This is a genomic window from Desulfovibrio sp. 86 (assembly GCF_902702915.1).
Taxonomy (GTDB): Bacteria; Desulfobacterota; Desulfovibrionia; order Desulfovibrionales; family Desulfovibrionaceae; genus Desulfovibrio.
Window position 1 is genome coordinate 1,664,206 of record NZ_LR738849.1, and the last position, 17,062, is coordinate 1,681,267.

General features: G+C 60.8%; 10 protein-coding genes. 2 read left to right on the top strand and 8 right to left on the bottom strand.

Annotation, left to right across the window (positions count from 1 at the left end; translation table 11 throughout):
* Positions 1–213 precede the first annotated feature (213 nt).
* Entirely contained in the window at positions 214–2,040 is a 1,827-nt protein-coding gene (gene glmS / locus DESU86_RS06965; RefSeq protein ID WP_179980396.1) for a glutamine--fructose-6-phosphate transaminase (isomerizing), read from the top strand.
* 230 nt (positions 2,041–2,270) lie between these two features.
* Here glmS and DESU86_RS06970 read toward each other — a convergent pair whose 3' ends face one another.
* On the bottom strand, positions 2,271–3,347 hold the full coding sequence (locus tag DESU86_RS06970) for a 4Fe-4S binding protein (protein ID WP_232088288.1): 1,077 nt from the start codon (positions 3,345–3,347) through the stop codon (positions 2,271–2,273).
* Positions 3,348–3,708: 361 nt separating this feature from the next.
* On the opposite strand from DESU86_RS06970, the gene DESU86_RS06975 reads away from it, so the two are divergent.
* The gene (locus DESU86_RS06975) at positions 3,709–5,361 is read left to right on the top strand and encodes a sensor domain-containing diguanylate cyclase (RefSeq protein ID WP_179980397.1); all 1,653 of its coding nucleotides are present in this window, start codon (positions 3,709–3,711) and stop codon (positions 5,359–5,361) included.
* A 477-nt stretch (positions 5,362–5,838) separates the two neighbouring features.
* Here DESU86_RS06975 and DESU86_RS06980 read toward each other — a convergent pair whose 3' ends face one another.
* From DESU86_RS06980 to DESU86_RS07010, 7 genes are all read right to left on the bottom strand, one after another.
* On the bottom strand, positions 5,839–7,257 hold the full coding sequence (locus tag DESU86_RS06980; RefSeq protein ID WP_179980398.1) for a phospholipase D-like domain-containing protein: 1,419 nt from the start codon (positions 7,255–7,257) through the stop codon (positions 5,839–5,841).
* Positions 7,258–7,544: 287 nt separating this feature from the next.
* On the bottom strand, positions 7,545–12,878 hold the full coding sequence (locus DESU86_RS14365) for a 7TM-DISM domain-containing protein (protein ID WP_232088289.1): 5,334 nt from the start codon (positions 12,876–12,878) through the stop codon (positions 7,545–7,547).
* A gap of 443 nt (positions 12,879–13,321) precedes the next feature.
* A complete protein-coding gene (locus DESU86_RS06990; RefSeq protein WP_179980399.1) occupies positions 13,322–14,113 on the bottom strand; it encodes a tetratricopeptide repeat protein in 792 nt (263 codons plus the stop codon).
* Positions 14,114–14,637: 524 nt separating this feature from the next.
* Positions 14,638–15,333 (bottom strand): tetratricopeptide repeat protein, encoded by a 696-nt coding sequence (locus DESU86_RS06995; protein ID WP_179980400.1) that lies wholly within the window; start codon positions 15,331–15,333, stop codon positions 14,638–14,640.
* Positions 15,326–15,463, bottom strand: a complete 138-nt coding sequence (locus DESU86_RS07000) for a CcmD family protein (protein WP_179980401.1) — start codon at positions 15,461–15,463, stop codon at positions 15,326–15,328. The genes DESU86_RS06995 and DESU86_RS07000 overlap by 8 nt, the downstream gene beginning before the upstream one ends.
* A 72-nt stretch (positions 15,464–15,535) precedes the next feature.
* Positions 15,536–16,228, bottom strand: a complete 693-nt coding sequence (locus DESU86_RS07005) for a cytochrome c biogenesis protein (protein WP_179980402.1) — start codon at positions 16,226–16,228, stop codon at positions 15,536–15,538.
* Complete coding sequence (locus tag DESU86_RS07010) at positions 16,228–16,905, bottom strand: heme exporter protein CcmB (RefSeq protein ID WP_179980403.1); 678 nt, start codon at positions 16,903–16,905, stop codon at positions 16,228–16,230. The genes DESU86_RS07005 and DESU86_RS07010 overlap by 1 nt, the downstream gene beginning before the upstream one ends.
* Positions 16,906–17,062: the final 157 nt, after the last annotated feature.

Here is a 17,062-nt window from a genome sequence, read left to right on the forward strand (position 1 = left end):
AGCAACCTGAATAAAGAGGCTGTTGCGCCTGAAACTACACTATTCTGGCCGGAGCCGCTTGACGGCTCCGGCCTTGTTTGTAAGAGCAAGACATGTGAGCATGGCGCAGGCAGTACAGACCCGCCGCCAGAGAAGGGCAAGGACGTTTCAGAGCCGTGAATTTTCGCGGCGCCGGGGGGCACGGTCTTCCGGCTGCATATAAGGAGGCACGTTATGTGCGGCATTATTGGTTACGCAGGACACAGACCGGCCGTTCCCGTTGTGGTGGAAGGGCTGCGCAGGCTTGAATATCGCGGTTATGACTCCGCTGGCGTGGCCTTTGTGCGCCAGAACAACATACATGTGGTGCGCGCCATGGGCAAACTGGCCGCCCTGGAAGAAAAGCTCGCCCATGAGCCCGTCACCACGCCCACCTGCGCCATGGGGCACACGCGCTGGGCCACGCACGGCGTGCCCGCCGAACGCAATGCCCATCCCCATTGCAGTAACGACGGCTCTCTGGCCATCGTGCACAACGGGATCATTGAAAATTACCAGGAAATCAAGGCGGAACTGACGGGCAAGGGCTATACCTTCAGCTCTGAAACCGACACCGAAGTGCTGGTCAATCTTGTGGCCGAGCGCCGCAAGACCTCGCCCGACCTGCTGCACGCCTTTGCCACGGCCCTGCGCGAGGCGCACGGCGCGTACGCCGTATGCCTTATGGACAAGGACGAACCCGGCGTCATCTATGCCGCGCGCATGTCCGCTCCGCTCATCTTCGGCCAGGGAACGGGCGAAAATTTTGTGGCTTCGGACATTCCGGCTTTTCTGCCCTACACGCGCAAGGTGGTCTTTTTGCAGGACGGCGACCTCGTGCGCGCCACGGCGGGCAGCTTTGAAATCATGCGTCTTGAAGACCTGAGTCCCGTGAGGCGCGAAACGCAGACCATCCAGTGGGACATGCAGGCCGCGCAAAAGGGCGGTTACCGCCACTTTATGCTCAAGGAAATTTTTGAGCAGCCCCGCGTCATTTCCGACGGCCTCACTGGCCGCCTGAACGCGGACAAAAGCCAGGTGCGCCTGGAAGAACTGGACGTTCTGCCCGTGCCGAAACGCCTGCACATCGTGGCCTGCGGCACTTCCTATCATTCGGGCCTGTGGGGGCGGCATCTGCTGGAACACTGGGCGCGCGTGCCCGTGCAGGTGGAAATCGCCTCGGAGTTTCGCTACCGCGACACCCTGCTGCTTGACAAGGACGACATGGTGCTTGTCATCAGCCAGAGCGGCGAAACGGCGGACACCCTTGCGGCCCTGCGCATTGCCAAACAAAACGGCGTGACCGTGCTTGGCCTGTGCAACGTGGTGGGCTCATCCATCGCGCGGGACGCTTCCGCCGTGCTCTATACCCAGGCCGGGCCGGAGATCAGCGTGGCCTCCACCAAGGCCATGTGCAGCCAGATGGTTATGCTGGCCCTCATGGCTCTGTACTGGGGAACGCGCAAAGGCTGCCTGCCCGCTGACGAGTGCCGCAGCACCCTGCAAATTCTGGAAAACCTGCCTGCCCTGCTGGACGACTGCCTGCCCGCGCTGCACGACCGCGCCAAGGAAATATCCCGCAAGTACGCGCAGGCGCGCAATTTCTTCTACCTTGGCCGTGGGCACTGCTATCCTCTTGCGCTGGAAGGGGCGCTCAAGCTCAAGGAGCTTTCCTACATCCACGCCGAGGGGTATGCGGCGGGCGAAATGAAGCACGGCCCCATAGCGCTCATCGATCCGAGCTTTCCCACGTTCGCCCTGGCTCTGGACGACGTGCTGCTTCCCAAGGTGAAGTCCAACATGGTCGAGGTTCAGGCCCGGCAGGGCAAGGTCATTGCCCTGACCAACAAGGGCGTGGAACTGGACGCGGAAGATCGCTGGGAAATCCCGGCTCTTCCCGCCCCGCTCTCGGCTTTTGTGGCCCTTCCCGCCCTGCAGTTGTTTAGCTATGAAACGGCGGACTATCTTGGCAAGGATGTGGATCAGCCCCGCAATCTGGCCAAAAGCGTTACCGTGGAATAAGGCTTTCACAGGCGGCTTCAGGGCAAGATGCCTTTGTGAATGGCATTCCGAAGACCGTGGACGCGCGCTTGAGCCTGTAATGGCGCGAACACGCCGCTTTGTTCTTTCACGTGAGCGTGCGCTCGCGCCGCCAGAGCAACATCACTCTCAACGTTCCTCTGCTTTATGATTTCAAAAAAAGCCCCTGTTCAGGGGCTTTTTCATTTTACTTCTCAATCGTGAATGCCTATTTATCCGCCAAACTGGAGCATATGGAAGCGGCGCAGCATGGCCGGAGGGATATCAGACGTCCAGTGCCCGGTGCTCACGGCCCACAGGTACGCGGCAAAAAGCACTGCCAGGCAGCCGGCGGCAACAGTCCAAAAGGGGATATGACGGTTCGCCGCAGAGAGATGGAGGCAGTCCTTTTGCGGACAGGCTTCAATACAGGCCGTGCAGCCAAGGCATTCCGGCGAATTGACGCGCTCCTTACGGTGCACGGCAATGGCCGCAGGGCAGGCACGCTGGCAGCGGCGACAGCTTGTGCAGGCATCGGCATTGCGGCGCACCGCCACCGGACTCGCCAGCGCAAGAATACCCAAAAACGCCCCATATGGGCAGAGATACCGACACCACGCATTGCGAACCACCAACGAGGCGGCCACAATCACGCCCACTATAATGAGCGTGGTGGTTGAGGCCCGCAAAAAGAAAAACAGCATGCTTGAATCGGCCACCATATTGAAGGGCGCGCCCATAAAAGAGTCGATTTCGTCCACGCTCATGACAACAAGGCTGAAATAGCACAATAATGCCAGCGGAATATACTTGATAGCCAAAAGGGCCAGTTCCAGCTTTCGCGGTGGAGTGCGGTTCAGGCCAAGACGCTCGCCCAAGCGGCCCAGCAGGTTGGCGGCAAGGCCCACAGGGCAGATATAGCCGCAAAACCCCTTCCGAAACAGCAGGGCCATGAGGGCAATGGCTAAGAAGAGCGTCAGTCCGGCAGGATGCACCATGTCCCACATGCCGGTTTCAAACAGGCGACGGGCAGCCATAAGTTCGCTAATGGGCAAAAACCCTTCAACAGAAGGCGGTTTGGGCGTGAACACCTGGCTTTTTCCCGTGGCCCATTGCACGTAAAGGTAAAAATTCCAGCCCACCCATGTGAGGAAAACGGCGAACGCGACCTGTATGCTGCGCCGCAGCAGGGCGGGGGTGAAGCGGCGCTTTCCAGAAACGGGGGCAAGAACAGATGCACCAGCCAAGGGGCGATGTTCTTGCGCTGCGGGCATTGTGGTCTCGTGCGCGGAGTCGGTTGTCTGAGGCATTGGGAACTTCCTTTCAGACTGTTCAGATAAGCAATTGCGAAATCGTTGTGTCACCATTGGCAGCAGCTGTCCATGCCCGGCGTCACATGAATGTGCTTGAGCGTCTGTCATCCCCTCTGCACCGTGAGTGAAGGCGTTTTAGCCACTTGAGCGCGCTAGCGCGCGAAACGGAGAGCCACCCGCCATGCGCGTAGCCCTGATTATGTATAAAGGTATATTTACCTGCAATTTACTGATATGAGAGGGAATGTGGAGCTTTCAAATAAAAATGTCTTTTGCTAAGATGACATAGGCTTTTTAACATTTTGTATAAAAAGTTATAAATGCTGCAAAGATATTGGCTTCCAGCAAGGTTATGTAAATGGAAAGACTGGCTAGAAGGAAAATTCGGGTATTCTATTACGCAACAAGCTTTCTGGCGATGCTGGCCTTGGCTGTGGCTTTGTCGGTGCCTTATTTCATATCGGTGCGCAAGCAGTTCGACGCGATGGTGGCCGAATCAAAGGCCCGCATATTTGGTGAAAAAAAAGACGCCCTTGCAGAAAGGGTGGAAAGGGTCATTGCAGAAATTGGCGTCATACGCGAGACGGTATTTACAGAATATCAGACCTTGGCCGAAGCCCAATGCTCCTTGCTGTCCACCCTGAAAATGAAGACACCCGATATTATAAGCAGTTTTGACCCCAAGGTGACCAAACGTACCACGCGCTTTGTGCTGCACAATACGGGCATTGGCCTTGCTGTGTACAACCGCGAAAAGCAGAAGATCCTCTGGACGGACGAGGAGGCCCTTGTGCCCAAGCTGCTTGAGGCATTCAAGCACGCGCAGCAGGGTCCATCGGAAGAGTTCCCTGTATGGGCCGTGGGCAACCTCGCCGACAATAACCTCATTGTCATTTTTGCCATTGAGGACGCCCTGAACGAGATCGCCAAGAAGCGCAGCATAGCCATTGTGCGCAGCCTGCGTTTCCCGCTCAACCAGTATGTGTGGATTAACGGCATCCGTAACTACAGCGGTGGGCCTGGTTATGCCGTTCGGGTGGTGCATCCGTCCATGACCGGGGATGAGGAGGTGCTGCTGTCCACGGAAACTGCGGATCCGGCAGGCAACCTGTCTTACAAGGAAGAGCTGGAAGGCGTGCTCAAGCACGGCAGCATCTATTTTTCCTATGTCTTCAAAAAACTCAATTCTGACGAACTGAGTGAAAAGCTCGCCTACGCCCGGCTTTACAAGCCTTTTGACTGGGTCGTGTGCACGGGCATACACACCGACGACATGCTGGGCATCGTGGCAAAACGTGAAACCGATTTCAACAATGCCTTCAAAAAACAGGTTTCATCATATGCCAGGCTCATTTTCATCATCAGTCTGCTGTACATTGGCATGATTCTCATTTTTGAGCGCAGGCTGACCAGCATGATCAATCTTTTCATAGACAAGCTCATGGAAGACGAGACCGCGCTGCGCGAGGAAAAAAATAAGCTGGACTATGCTTACCAGGAATTGCAGCGCGTGGCCTACAGTGATTTTCTCACAGGTCTGGTCAATCGGCGGGCCATGTATGAGAGGCTTGAGCAGGAGGTATCGCGGGCGCAGCGTGAGGATCTCAATTTTTGCGTCATATTGGCCGACATCGACCACTTCAAGTCCATCAACGACACCTATGGCCATGACACTGGCGACAGGGTGCTCAAGGCCATTGCGGGGATTTTTTCCCAGCATATCCGCGCCGAGGACAGCGCCTCGCGCTGGGGTGGCGAGGAATTTCTCATTCTCACCCCTTCGCTGCGGCTGGATGAAGGTCTGGTTCTGGCAGAGAGGCTGCGCGAGGCTGTGGAAAAAACGACTATCTATGATGGTGACATTACCATCAACACGACCGTAACCCTGGGCGTGGTGGCGTATTCTCAGGGCAAGACCTTTGACTCCCTTATCAAGGAAGCGGATTTTTATCTTTACGCTGGTAAAAAGCTGCAAAGAAACTGCGTCATGTCCAGCGCGAGCTCGGCCTAGAGCATTTTGCTTTTGAAACAAGGAGAGTTTCAACGCATCATTCTGGCGAAAAACGTGGTTTGCGCCAGAATCCACGCCACTTGGTGGCGGCTGCCGCCCTGCCAAGCGCGCCATTCTTTGGCAACAGCCTGAAAATAGAGACAGCCCGGAAAAACCGGGCTGTCTCTATTTTGTAAGGCGCTACATTTTCGTACAGCAGTAGAGGCGTATCTTTTTTCAACGTCAAAGATGGTTACCACCAAGGGTTTTGGGGGGAGGGGGCATGGGGGAGGGACCCTTTTACAAAAGGGTCCTTCCCCCACAAAGCCTCTCAACAGGCACTCCTAAGGAAGCACTGATTAAAGAGCCTCCTGGAAACGCGCAGTTATTTTGTTTGGCAAGGCGCGATCTTTTTTTGAAGCAGGAGTGGACTCTTTCGTCCTCGACTGTTTCAAAAAAAGTGAAGCAACGACGCCAAACGGAATAAATCAGCGTTTCCTAAAGGTACGGCGAGAATATCCAGCAGGCGGCATTGCGCAGTTTGGCGGGCAGGGACAGGGTTTTGAGCTTGTCTGTCGTCATTTCGGTGCTGCGGCTGATGACATCGTCAATATGGGCGGCGATGCCTTCACAAAACTGCGGATCGAACACTTCCATATTCAATTCAAAATTGAGGCGCAGACTGCGGGGATCCAGATTGGCCGAGCCTACCTGGCTGTAATAGTAGTCCACGGTGAGCAGCTTGGTGTGGGCAAAGGGCGGCGGCTGATACCAGACGCGCACGCCTGCCTCAAGCAGGGTAGGCAGCAGGCGGAACTGCGCCCAGTGCACATAAAACAAATTGTTTTTGGCGGGCAGCACCACTTTTACGTCCACACCGCGCTGGGCCGCGCTGCGCAGGGCCGACATAAAGCCGTGCGTGGGCAGAAAATAGGGAGTCATGATGCGCACAGACTGGCGGGCGGCGTTGACGACGCCGCAAAAAATATCATTGAGCACGTCCGCTTCGGAGCCGGGGCCGTCCATAATGATGCGGCAATGGCTTTCACCGACCGGCAGGCCGCTGGCCGGGGGCAGGGGCGAGTATTTGCCGGTGCAGAAGCCCCAGTTGAGCAGAAAAGCGCGGCGCAACTGGTCCACAATGGGGCCCTGGCAATGGAAGTGCACGTCCTGAACGTACTTGGTCTTGCCAGCGGCTATGTTGTCGTCGGAAATGTTCATGCCGCCGGTGAAGGCGGTATTGTCGCAGACAAGCATTTTGCGGTGATTGCGCAGATTGATGCTGAAGTTGGGCGGAAAAAGCCTCGGCGGCAGGAACATGGCGACCTGAACGCCGTGCACCGCCAGTTTTTTCCAGGGTTTGCGCCAGGAATAGAGCATGCCGATGCCGTCCACCAGCAGGCGAACATCCACGCCGCGTTGCGCAGCTTCGGTCAGGGCGTCGCCAAATTCTGTGGCAATCTTGCCCGCATTGAAGATATAGGTGCACAAAAAGACCTGTTCTCTGGCTTCGCGTATGGCCGCGAGCATTTGCGGGTATGCCTCGTCGCCATTGTGCAGGGTCATGAGTTTGTTGCCGCCGGACAGGTGCTGTTCCGTGAGGTGGCGGCCGACTTTCTCCATGCTGATGATGTAGTCGGGGATTTTTTCCGGCGGGTTGTTGGAAAATGGCGGGTGGGCGTAGTCCGGCTCAAGGGGTTCCTGACGCCGCATGATGCGGCTGGCGCGGCTTTCAGCCCGGCTGATGCCAAAGGTGGCATACAAAAGCGGGCCGATCAGCGGCAGCAGCAGGGCCGTAACTGTCCAGCCCAGGGCCGCGCGCGGGTCGTGCTTGGTCAGCAGCGCATGGCAGACGGCAATCCACGACAGGATATGTATGGCCACAATGACCAGTGTTTCCAGCACACCTATAATCATGCAACATCCTTATCTTAGAGCGTTTTCGCTTTGAGAATATCCATTCTCGCGGAAGCCGTTGCAGGGCCAGCGACTCCAGCGCTTGTGGCAAAAAAAGACGTGCGCTGGAAGCATTGCCTCTAACATGCCGGTTTCAAATACAAGTCAGCTAAAAGTTTTAGGGGGTGGGGGCGTGGGGGAGGAGACCCTTTTGCAAAAGGGCCCCTCCCCCACAAAGTACTTCAAAGCGCTATTCCAGCCACCCCAAAGTATCTCAAAGCGTTATTCCACGCCCCACAAGCCAAACGCTACATCTGGCCCTGGTTGTGCGGGTTGAGGGTAATGCGGTTGCGCTCAACAGCCACTGCCAGTTCGGGCAAAAGGTCGTGCAGGGCGTTCATGTCATTGGCGTTGGCGGCACGTTCCACACAACTGGCCATGCGGGCCAGCACACGGAGGCCGAAGGCGTCGGAATCATTGGCTATGCGCGTGGCGGCTTCGCCAACGGCGGGGCAGTTGCGGCCTTTGAAGGCGCGTTGGGCGTCTTCCATGGCGGCGTCCAGACGGCGCAGCATCTGCAAAAGGGTCGCGTCAACACGCGGCTGCGCGGCAGCCCTCGAAGGCGCTGGAGCCGCTGTTGGAGCGGCGGAACGCGCCGGGGTTATTGCGTCGTCCTTTGTGGCCGTTGTCTGTTCTGCGGGGGCTGGCGCGGCGGCTCCCGCGATGAAGTCCACGATGGAGGGTTCGGCATCGGAGCCTGCCAGCCGTGACGCTGCGGGGCGCTGGGCGGCCGCCGCGCTTGTGCCGCCAGTGTTGGCGGTGGGCGGCGCGGGCCTGGCTGCCGGTTCTGTGGACGCCACATTGCCCAAAAGTTTCAGTATGAGTCTGCCTGTCGCCGTGCGCGGCATTTCTCTGGTTTTTTGCGCGGGCTGCGGCGGTTCGGCTGTACCCGTGGCGGCGCTTTTGCGCTCTGTTTCAGAGAGGCCGGGTTTGGGCCAGGGGATAGTCCCAAGGGGTTTTGCCGCCGGTGCGGCGGGTTCCGGCATCTGGGCGCTGGCCCCGGTTGCCGTGCCGCCAAAGGTTTTCAGGCGCATGGCTGGCGTCGGGGTTGCGGCCTGCTCAACGCCGTCTATGGCTGCCGCGGGTTTTGGCGCCATGGGCATGGGTTCACCCACCCATTCGCCGGGGCCGGACAGACTGGGGCTCACGTAGCCGCGTGGCGTGGCCGCTTCATTGGCTTTGGGGGAAGCGGCGGCGGAAGGTCCGGCAGCGGTGTTGGCGGCGCGTGCGCCCGCAGAAAGGGGCGTGCCCACGGGCGTGGGTTCGCCCACCCATTCGTCGCCCCAACTCAGGTTTTCGTGCAGCGCCGCCCCGGAAGCGGGAAGGTTGCGGTCCAGGTATTCTTCAGGGCTTGCGGACTGCGGGCTGCCAGCGTTTGTGCGGTCTTGCGGCGGCGTCTGGCCCTGGGCGACAGTGGGGTGCTCGCTGCCGGGTTGGTGCAGCGGGGTTGCGGCAGGCGGGAAGGGCGCGTTGACCGGCCTGAGTATGGCCTCGCCAATCTTGCCCTGAACCGTAATGACAGGTTGCCCCGCGTTGGAGGCGGAATTGCTGATGGCGGCAGCGAGACTGGCTGCCGGGCCCGTTGGCGCGGTTGCCTGGGTTTGCGGCACGGTTTGCGGCGCGGTACTGGTTGATTCGGCCTGCACGGGTTCAGCCAATGCGAAGACGTCCCGCACAGGTTCGGCCGGAGCGGACTCGCCGTGCGCAGCCTCGCCTTGCGCAGATTCACTTTGCACTGACGTATCTTGCGCAGATTCACTTTGCGCAGATTCACTTTGCGCGGGTTCGCCTTGCGCGGATACGTCCCGGATGGACACGTCCTGAACGGCTTCGGCCAGCGCAGCCTCGGTCGTCACCTCTCTGGGCTGTTCCGTGCTGTCCGTTTTGTCCACCAACACAGTCTCGTCAGCCAGGGCATCTGAAGGCTGCTGTGCCCTTGCCGCATCCGATTCATCCGGCATGGCCTGTTCTGGCCCAGAAAGGGGGTTTACAGCCACGCTCCGTGTGGCATGATGTTCGCCAGCGACAGTGGCGTCTCCGTCCCACTGGGGCCCTTCCAGGCCTGCGGCGGCTCTAAAGTCAGCGTCATTGACCTGATCCGGGGAACTGTCGCCCGCAGGTTCCTCTGTTTCTGAAGAGTGCGTGGGCTGCGGTTCGGCATACGGTTCTGCGTCTGCCTCGGCAGTAGGTTCGGAGTCCGGCCCGGCGTTCATTTCCGCATCCAGAGCGGCGTCCGCTTCCGCGTCCTGGTCTGGACCCATACCGACGCCCGTATCAACATCAAGATCATCATCCAGGGCAACGTCGAGGTCTGCGCCCGTATTGTCGGAAATGTTTTCGCTGCCGTTGCCTGCGCCGTCCGCCTGTGTGCGGTCAGAAATGCCCGTAAGCGGCAATTGCAGGGAATCGATGTTGGAAAGATCCGGGATGTCGGGATCGTCGGGGTCTTCCGGCTGTTCCGGCAGGGGGGCCATGTCTGGCAGAAGAACCCCGGCATCCGCCACCATGGCGGTCTGCGGAGCGTTTGCGTCCTCGTCGTCGGACTCGTTCTCTGGCTCGGCTATGACGGCCTCGGCCGTGGCGTCCTCGGATTCGGGCAACGCAATCTCGTTTTCGGGCGCTACGGGCTGGCCGGATTCGCGCATCTGGTCGGTCATGTCCATAAGCTGCGGCAAGGCCGAGAAGTCGGGCAGGCGTGAGGCTTCGCCACTGGCGGTCTTCCACTGGGTAGCCTCGCCAAAGAGGTCGGGCAGGATGGAAGAAGAGGCTTCGGGCCGGAAGGCGTCGCCATCCGGCGCGTCGCCCGCGTCGTCATAGGCAGCGTGGACTGGGGCCGCGTGGCTGCCAGCGTCCGGCGTCTCCGTTGCGCTGGCGTCACCTTCTGGCGCGGCCTCTGCTGCGCCCCCTGCTGCGTTGTCAGGCAGGGCGAACCCGGCCTCTTCAAACAGTTCGCGCACGGTGAGGGCAAAGGCCGCCCGTTCCACAGGCTCCAGCAGAGCGTGGGTGTATCCGGATTCCGCCAGGGCGTCCCAGCGGCTGTCGTCCGCAGTGATGGCCAGGGCCTTGAAAAAGGGCAGGCCAGCCTCAAGGGCCTGATTTTTGAAGCGCTCCAGCACATCGGCTTGGGCAGGCCCGTCCATGGGGGAGTACACCACCAAGAGAAGGGCCGGGGTTTCCCTGTTCAGTTCCAGAGCCTCGCGCATGGTGCGGGCCTCTGTGCTTTGCAGGCCAAGGGCCTCTGTCATGTGGGCCAGATCCTGCCGTTCCACGGCCCTGTCGGCCACAATGGCCACGTGGGCCTGACGCGCTTCCGGCGCTGCGGCCTCGTGCTCCAGCGGCTTGAGCCGCAGGGTAAAGGAAATGGTCGTGCCCTGGGGGCCGCATTCAACATTGAGGTAGCAGTTGTTGGTTCCGGCCAGCTCCCAGGCCCGCGTCACGGCGAGCGTGGAGCGGTTGCGCGGGGGCAGGCCCGTGCCGGTATCCGTTACCGTAAACAGCAGGTGGCCGGGGTCCGCGCTTTCGGGCACACGCCGCGCCGAAAGATGCACGGCCCCGCGCGAGGTGGCGCGCACGGCGCTTTCCAGCAGCATGCAGAGGGTTTCGCGCAGGGCTTGCGCCTGCCCTTCGTACATGTGGCCGAGTTGGGGCGGCATGTACCAGGCGAGGCCAATGCCGGCATTTTCGGCCGTGGCGCTGACGGCGTCGTGGGCCTCACGCACCAGATGCTGGAGGTTGAAAGAACTGCGGGTTTCGCCAATGAGGCTCTGTTCCAGAGTTTTGCCAGGATTATCGATCACATGGGCCAGATCGGATGCGGCCTTGAGCATGTTTTCGGCATGCTGGCGCACTGCCGGGGGCAGGGCGCAGTTGCCCAGAGCAGCGCCTTCGCGCATGAGGCGATCAAGGGGCGCGCGCAGGGCGTTTTCCCACAGGCAGGGATCAGCGCCGCCAAAGCCGGAGCCTCCGTTGGTGGCGGAAGCGCCGGACTGCTGGCGTGCAGTAGCCGCGCCGTCCCAGGACGTTTCCGCCGACGTTTCCGCCCCCTGAGGCGCGCGCAGGGGCGCGTTTTCCGGCGACCGGTTCCAGGCATTGCCGCCAGTGGGATTCGTGGGCGGCAGCAGGCGCAGATTGGGGTCGTCCAGTGGTTGATCGAGGTTTATGGCCCCGTCTTCCATCATAAGGGCCGCGCCATTACCGGAAAAATCTGGAGAAAAATCGGGCATGGCTGGGCCGCCGAGCCCGCCAAGTCCGCCAAAACCATCTGGGCCGGGCAGCGAACCGTCTTTTTTGCCCTTCTTTCGTCCGCGTTCGTTAGCGCCGCTCTGGGCCATGTCGCGCGGCGCGCCCGTGCCCGCGATGATCAGGGCGCTCAAGGCCGTGCCCCACAGGGGGGCCGAAGCCATGAGGTTGGCGGCGTAGCCGCTGTCCAGTCCCATAACTCCGGCGGTCACGAAGAGCGGCGGCAGCAGGCAGCCCAGCAGAAAGCGCCGTGCCCCGCCAAGGCCCATGATGGCGCCGCCAATGGCGCTGGGCACAAAGATCAGGGTGCACATGGGCCACAGGGCCAGATAGCGTATGATCCAGCCGAAGCCGGGCAGGAGAGGCAGCAGCGCCAGGGCCGCTCCCGGCAGGGAGAGCAGCACGAACTGCGCGTCCAGAAGGCGTGAACGCTGCTTGGCGCGCAAAAGATGGCGGCCCACGTGGGGCAGCAGCATGAGGGCCACGCCGGGACTGAGCACGGCGGCGGCCTCCATCATGGTGATGCGGCCCGAGCCGTAGGCGGGCATGCCCATGACGGCCTGCGCCAGGGCAGCGGCCACGTACAGGGCCGTCCACACGCGCCACTGGCCTTTCTCGGAAAGGCCGCGCAAAAGGCAGAGCAGCATGACCACGGCCAGGGCCAGAATGGCCGCTGTGCCCGAAAGGCTGCCCCAGTTGTTGGCGGCATCCTGCGGGGTGCGCAGCATGGGCTCAAACCACAGGCCGGGCAGGCCGTCCAGGCGTATGTAGCAGGTCAGGGGTTCGCTGGTTGCCTCGGGCAGCAAAAGCACGGCGCGCTGCGTCGGGACAATTTCCCGCCACTCCACGCTGTCCGTGAGGGGATTGGCGTGCGGTTCATAAAGAACAGGCCCTTCGGGCACGCTGGAACCCATGTCCAGCAGCATGGCTCCGGCCTTTGCGCCCTGCGGCAGGGGCGCAAGGGTAAAGCGCAGCCACATGATCCCCACGGCGCGGGGAAGGTTTTTCATTTGCAGGGGCTGAAAGGCGCTGGCATTGGCGGGGCTTGCCACCTCTTCCACGTCCATGGTCCCTGTCTGGTCGATGAAGTATTGAAGCTTGGGCAAGAGCGGCGCGTTGGGCGTCAGCAGAAGGGGAGGCACCATGACTTTTTGCGCGCTCACAGGCGGCGGCGAAAGAAGCGCCTCTGTGGGCGCGGCCCTGAGCGCTCCCGGCAGCGCGGCCAGGACAATCAGGCACAGAAACGTGGCGCAGAAGCGTGCAGCCGCGCCGTGACCACGTCGGGACTGGCGCGCATCGGCGAGGTTTTTGCCGGAATGGAGGCCGGTGGGAGTATGTGTCATGGTAATTCCGCCTATATCCTCTGGCTGTATGCGACCATGCCCCGCAAGGACATGTTTTGAAGCTGGCGCGCGGCAGCGCGCCACGACTTCAGCTTTAGAGCGTGTAACACTTGAAATGCTCGCGGACGGCAGGCAAAAGCCTGCCTGCGCGCGTTTAGCGGCAAGGATTTTCTTGAAAAATCCTTGCGGAGCAGTCAACGCACTTCATTGGCAGACTGCTCTGGATCAGATTTACGGAAGCGCTGATTAAAGAGCCTCCTGAAAACGCGAAGCAAGTCCGCCAAACGGAAAACATCAGCGTTTCCTTACATATCAAAGCTGTCCTTCTGCCGAAAAATGTGCTTTCCGGCAGAATCCACGCCGTATTGCGGCGCGTTGCGCTCACGTGCAGCGTCAGGGCATGCACTCTTTTTAACGGTGCACTGCTTCAAGGTGAAACTGCTTTAATGCAAATGCTGTATCAGTTCGGAAACGGGTTTGCCGTCCGGCGCGCGCGCGCCGGGGTTCACCTTCAGCAGGCGCTTCCAGGCGATTTCGGCCTCGTCCTTGCGCTTGAGGTCATAATACAGCACGACGCCCTCGTTAAACATGGCGTTTTCAAGGTCGGGCTGCAGGGACGACGCCTTGCGAAAGCTCGCCACGGCCTTGTCGAACTGGCCCAGTTCGCGCTGCATGATGCCCAGATCAGTGAGCACAAGGGCGTTGTCGGGCGCAATGGACAGGGAACGCTCGTAGGCGGAGACGGCCTTTTGCGCCTGCGCCGTGTCAAAATAGAGATTGCCCAGGCTGGCCCAGCGCGATGCGTCGCGGGGATTGTCCAGCAGGGATTTTTCCAGTTCGCCTATGCGCGCGGACAGTTCGGGCGTCACTTGCGGCATGCTGGCCTGCGGCGCGGGGCGTGAGCCTTCGGGAGCCTGTGCGGGAACCTGCGCGCCGGGCGCGGCGGCCTGCTGCGGGGGCATGGGCTGCTGGGCGGAACCGTGCAGCATGGATGGGATCAGGCTGCCCACATACAGGCCCAGCACCAATGCCAGCGCCACGCCCATGATAAAGGTGCCCTTGCGTACCATGCCAGCGGGGGCAGCGTCCTGCTGTTCCTGGGGGACGTGTGCCGTGGGGGCTGCCTGGGGCGCGGGACGTGTGCCGGGCAGGGGCGCGCTGGACGTAATTTGTGCGGGGGCCTGCTCTTGCGCAGTGCCGGGGGAACTCTTGCTCTTGCTTTTACGACGGGCCATGAAAACCTCTTGGAGCATTTGCGCCGGAAACGGCTGTTCCCGGTGCGTAGCTGACGCCAGTTGGGCGGTTGGGTCGCATGAAAATATGCCTGGGCCAAAGCGGCGGCGAATACAGGCGGTATTTTTGCCGGGTGGGCGATGTCATTGCGGCTTCAGGACCACAATAGTTGCAATAAAAGGTACAACCAGTAAAAAAAAGAGGCAAGCCCGCAGCTTCTGTATACGCTGGGGGCCTGCCCATAGTTGTGCGTCGGAATCAGATCAACTTCGCAATGTTTTGCATTTCAATGTGTCATTCTGCCAAAATGCGCTTTTCGGCTGAGTCCACGCCGCTTGCGTTTCAGGTGTTAAACGCTCTGAGCGGTCAACAATTTTCAAAAGCAAAATGCTCTCCATGTCCGGTATGCCGGGCATGCCGGGTGGCGGTTTTTCAGCCCGTGCGCATTTTCAGCCTGTGCGCAGGCGCAGCGCCAAAGGAAATAACTGCGCGTTTCCAGGAGGCTCTTTAATCAGCGCTTCTCTTACTATTTGGTTTTGTTGGCAGGGGCCGAGGGTTTGGCGGCCTTGTCGGCGCTTTTGCCCTTGGCGTTTTCACCCGCAGCCGGAGCTGCCTTGGCGGGTGCGGCCGTGGCATTCTGGCCGGGCTGCGGCGCTTTTTCCAGTTCCTGCGTGATGGCCGCCTTGAGTTCATCGGAAGCCTTGGGGTCATGAAGACCGGCCGTCAGATGCTCTATGCCCTTGGCGGGATTTTCAAGAAAATAGATGTACAGCACGCCCAGGCTGTAGCGCACGGAGGCTTCGTCCTTGATGGCGAGCACCTTTTCCAGCGCTTCGGCGGCTTCCTTGTTGCGCCCCTGGTTGTGCATGATGACGCCAAGCAGGTACAGGGGCTTGGAGTTGCCCGCATCCAGCGTGATGGCCCGCTGTGCAAAGGTTTCAGCCGCGTCCCAGTTCTGCGCGCCGATGAGGTGCTCCACCAGGTGGATCATGGCGGTGCTGTCATTGGGGTTTTCCGCGATCTGGCGCATGAGCTTGCCGATCTGCTGGGCGTCGTCTTGCTGCCCGCCCGCCTGGGCAGCCGGGCCGGGCCGCCGCTGCTCGGTGAGGCCGGGACTTTCAAAACGCTCCTTGAGCGAAGAGACAAGCATGGTCACAAGGCCCAGGGCCAGCAAGAGAATAAGCGCGCGCGAAGACGTGGTGCGCTTGGAACTGTCAGTCATGATTGATAATCTCCCATTGGGCCAGACGTGCGGTAAGGGCGCGCTGGCGCGCTCCCATAAAGGCCAGGTACGCGCCAAGGCCAATCCACACGGCGGCATTGGCCATGATAATCCAGGTCAGGGTATCCATATATCCTCCGGGGAAGGCCCGAACCCGCGTCCGCGCAGCGCTGGCTGGCGCGGCATCCTGCGGGCCGCGCGGTTACAGTCCTTCTTGCATCAGTCTGTTCTGCTGCAGCGCGTCGAGGCGCGCGGCCAGGTCCAGCTGGCGTTTACGAATCCACACCAGCCCGGCCCACAACAGACCGAAAGAAATTACGCAGGCTATGACCGTGAGGCGCATTTCCGGTTCCAGACCGCCGCCCTTGTTGCCGAACACGGCAGGATGGATGGAGCGCCAGATGCGGGCGGACAAAAACACCAGGGGCACGTCCAGAAAGGCCACAACGCCCACCACCGCGCAGACCACGTTGCGGCGTTGCTGCGGCAGATCGAGGCCGCGCAGCACAAGGTAGCCCGCATAGATGAACCACATGATGAGGGTAGTCGTGAGGCGTGGGTCCCACGTCCACCAGACGCCCCACGAGCGGCGCGCCCACAGCATGCCCGTCACAAGGGCGAGCCCGCTCAGTAGCACGCCTGTTTCGGCGGCGGCGGCGCACAGCCGGTCTGCAGCGGGATTGCGACGCCACAGATAGGCTATCGAACCCAGAAAGACCACAAAAAAGCTCATAAGCGCCCACCATGCCAGAGGCAGATGAACGTAAAAAATTTTTTGCGGCAGCCCCAGAGTCTGCTCCACAGGGGCATAGGCATAGATAAGCCACTGGCAGGCGGCGAAAGCCAGGCCGCCCAGAAGGGCCAGCAACTGCGGCAGGGCAGAAAATTTGGGCATTATTCGTCTCCCGCGTAGATATGGCCGAACAGCAGCAGGCCGGCTCCCAAAAATACGGCGTCAAAGGCCGCCGCCACCCCAAGCCACATGCCGGGGCCGTCGGCGCTGGGCGCGCCAAGGGCTTGCGCGCCCACGCTTATGCCCGCCAGCAGGAGGGGCGTCAGCAAGGGAAAAAGCACAATGCTCAGCAGCGATTCGCGCGCGGCCTGACCCTGAGCCAGAGCGCCCAGCAGGGAACCCATGGCGCACATGCCCACGTCCGTGAGGGCCAGGGCGGCCAGGGCCTGCGGCAGGGGGCCGCCCAGTTCCTGCCCGAGAAAGATCACGCCCGCAGGCAAAAAAACGATCTGGGCCAAAAGCAGTAAAATCAGCCCGGCGCAGCCCTTGCCAAGCCACACGGCCTGGATGGGCGCAGAGCAGAGCAGCAGGCCCAGGCGGGAGTTGTTGGCCTCTTCAAGCGCGTACAGCTGGTTGAAGATCAGCACCTGACAAAAGGCGGAACTGAGCCAGAACACGGCAGCCGCGCTCTGCGGCGTCATGCGTTCGCCCACGCCCTGCGACAGGCTGAAAACAAAAAGCAGCAGCAGGCCGAGCAGCAAGGCCTGCACAAGACCGCTGCCACGCGCCAGCGTCAGGGAAAGGTCCTTGCGGGCCATGGCCAGGGTCAGGCGCAGCACTGCGGGCCTCCCTGCGACGCATCGCCGTTTGTGCCGGAATTTTCAGCGCTGCAGGCTTTTTCCTGCCCACATTCGTGTCGGCTGGCCTGCCCGCTGTCGTGTCTGCCTTCATGTGCGCTGTCCGGCGGATTCTCGCTTGCGTCGTGCGCCATTGCGG